The following is a 2704-nucleotide window of genomic DNA, read 5'->3' as shown; positions in this document are numbered from 1 at the left end:
GGTCCACCCCGCCGCCCAGCCGGCGCGCTCCCGCCAGCCGAGCGGCGGCGCGGAACGGTCCGCGGCTTGCGGGGTTCCTGCACGGTCGGAGGTCCGCGTACCCGCCACTATCCCCGGCTCCTTGCGCTCATACTCCCTGGTCGACCTTTCGTGGCCCGAGGTGGCGTCCTACCTGGAGCGAGACCGCCGGATCATCCTCCCGGTGGGCGCCTGCGACCAGCACGGGCCGCACCTTCCCATCGGCGCCGTGACCTGCATCGCCGAGGCGCTCGCGGACGACCTGTCGCGGGAGTTCCAGGTGCTGCGCGCGCCCACCTTTCCGTACGGCGTCAACGTCCCCGGCGAGCGGGGCTTCGCCGGGACCGCCACGCTCCGCGGAAAGACGCTGCACCGGGCGCTGAACGAGCTGGTCGCCGCCTGGGAGGGGCAGGGCTTCACCGAGATCGTGATGATCACCGCCACCGACTACGACCCCCAGGCCGAGGCGATGGCGACGGTGTACGCGCAGAAGGCGCGGGTGCGGGTGGTGGAGGCGCTGGCCGTGGACCTGTCGGAATATCTCAGCGATCCCGGGGGGCCGCAACACGGCGGCGAGGCGGTCACCTCGCTCCTCCTGCACCTGCGCCCCGAGGTCGTGGACCTGGAGGCCGCGCAGGACTGCGTCCTGGACCAGGACAGCTACCGCCGCTTCCGGCGCGGCAAGCTCCGCACCCTCCCGGCGGGGTGTCCCGGGAACGTGGGCCGCCCCACCCTCGCCACCTCCGAGACCGGGCGCCGCATCTACGAGCACGTCCTGGATCGCATCCGGCAGAAGGTGTTCATCGCGCCCCCACCCGACGACGAGTGACTCCCCGCACTCCCGCACTTTCGCACTCCCGCACTTTCGCACTTTCGCACTCCTCCGGGGTACCACCGCCCTCACGAATGCCCAGACAAGGAGACTCCATGCCAGTCCTGCGCAGAAACGCCCTTCGCCTCGTCCCCATCCTGCTTCTCGCCGCGGCGGCGCCGGTCGGGGCGCAGACGGTGGTGGACCAGGGGACGTTCCAGATCTCCGTGGGCGGGCAGCCCGCGGGGCGCGAGGAGTTCTCCATCCGGCAGTCGGGGAGCGGGCGCGGTGCCGAGGTGGCCGCCAGCGGGCGCGTCGAGGTGACGCTCCCCGGCGGCACCCTGGAGCTGACCCCGAGGCTGCGCGCGCGGGGGCTGGACGCGGCGCCGGTCAGCTACCAGGTGGACGTGGGGGGCGACTCCCCCAGCCGACTCCTGGGGCAGGTGGGGGCCGGCCGCTTCAGCGCGCGCATCGTGTCCGCCTCCGGCGAGCAACTCCGCGAGTACGTCGCCAGCGACCGGGCGCTGGTCCTGGACGACGGGGTCGCGCACCACTACTACTTCCTCGCGCAGCGGGAGCGCTCCGGCACCGTCCCGGTGATCGTGCCCCGGGAGAACCGGCAGGCCATGGCGACCGTCTCCAGCATGGGGGAGGAGCGCGTCACCATCGGGGGCGCCACGGTCAACCTCTTCCACCTGGTGGTGCGGATCCCCGGCTCCGGCGAGCGCCACGTCTGGGTGGACGCGCTCAACCGCGTGATCCGGGTCCGCATCCCCGAGAGCGGGTACGAGGCGGTGCGGACCGAAGTGCCACGCTGACCCGCTCCGGGCCGGGCACGCGGCGCTCCCCTCTCCCGCGGGGCGGGGCTATCTTGTCCCGCGAACCCGCCCGTCCCCCGAGCCGAACGCCCGTGCCCGACTCCGCGTACACCGACAGCGCCGCGCCCGCCCCGCTCCACCGCAGGGTGCTCCAGACCTTCGCCGCACCCGGGGAGCTGTTCCGCGGCTTGCGCGAGCAGGCGCCCTGGGTGGGGCCGCTCGCCCTTTCCATCGCCGTGGGGATGCTGGTGGTGCTCGCCGTCCCGGACCAGGCGTTCGTGGAGGCCACGGAGGGCGCGGTGAACCGGCGGGGGCGCCCGGTGGAGATCACCTCCGATCCCGAGACCATCGTCCGGTACGGGCGCCTGATGGGGATGCTCGTCGCCGTGGTGCGCCAGCCGCTGGCCGCCTTCGCCTTCGCGGGCCTCCTGACGCTGGTCTTCAGCCTCCTGCTCCGCGGCCGCGCGCGCTTCCTCCAGTACCTGGCCGTCACGACGCACGCCTTCCTGATCACCGCGCTGGGGTCGCTGCTCGCAGTCCTGGTGGCGGTGCTCCGCGGCACGGAGCCGGAGGGGATCACCCCGGCGCTCCTCCCCGGGATCCCGGCGGGGACCTTTTTACACCGCGTGCTCGCCGGGACCGACCTGTTCACCGTGTGGGCCATCCTCTTCGCCGCGCTGGGGGTGAGCATGCTGGACCGGAACCGTTCGTGGGGAACGGCTTCCGCGATCCTGCTCGGCGCCTACCTCGCGGTCGTCGCCGCCCTCGCGGCGCTTACCGCCTGAGTCCCACGGGGGTTACTCTCTCCGGCCGGCCGGTGCTAAATTCAGGCGCGGCGCCAAGTATGCGCCGCCGTGCGGGGCGCAGGACGCCCTGAAACCATTTCCGGTCCGCCTGCGTAGTCCCACACGCGGGCCGTCCCTGCTTCACTCCTCTACTGCGAGCGATCCCGTGATGTCATCTCTTCGCACCCCGACCCCCGGCCGGGCCTCCGCAGCGCGGCTGGCCGGCGCCCTGCTCTTCGCCGCCGCGCTCGCAGCACCCGCCGCGCTCGGCG

The 2704-nt window shown here is 73.3% G+C and carries 3 protein-coding genes; all 3 read left to right on the top strand.

All coding sequences use genetic code 11. The features are described 5' to 3' along the window. Positions 1-121: 121 nt before the first annotated feature. Positions 122-847, top strand: coding sequence for a creatininase family protein (locus VGR37_24570; GenBank protein ID HEV2150595.1), 726 nt, complete (start codon positions 122-124; stop codon positions 845-847). A 98-nt stretch (positions 848-945) separates the two neighbouring features. Beyond that, the gene (locus VGR37_24565) at positions 946-1647 is read left to right on the top strand and encodes a hypothetical protein (GenBank protein ID HEV2150594.1); all 702 of its coding nucleotides are present in this window, start codon (positions 946-948) and stop codon (positions 1645-1647) included. A 92-nt stretch (positions 1648-1739) separates the two neighbouring features. Beyond that, a complete protein-coding gene (locus tag VGR37_24560; GenBank protein HEV2150593.1) occupies positions 1740-2432 on the top strand; it encodes a YIP1 family protein in 693 nt (230 codons plus the stop codon). Positions 2433-2704: the final 272 nt, after the last annotated feature.

The sequence above is a fragment of the Longimicrobiaceae bacterium genome (assembly GCA_035936415.1).
Classification (GTDB): domain Bacteria; phylum Gemmatimonadota; class Gemmatimonadetes; order Longimicrobiales; family Longimicrobiaceae; genus JAFAYN01.
This window is presented reverse-complemented; position numbering and strand designations above follow the sequence as displayed.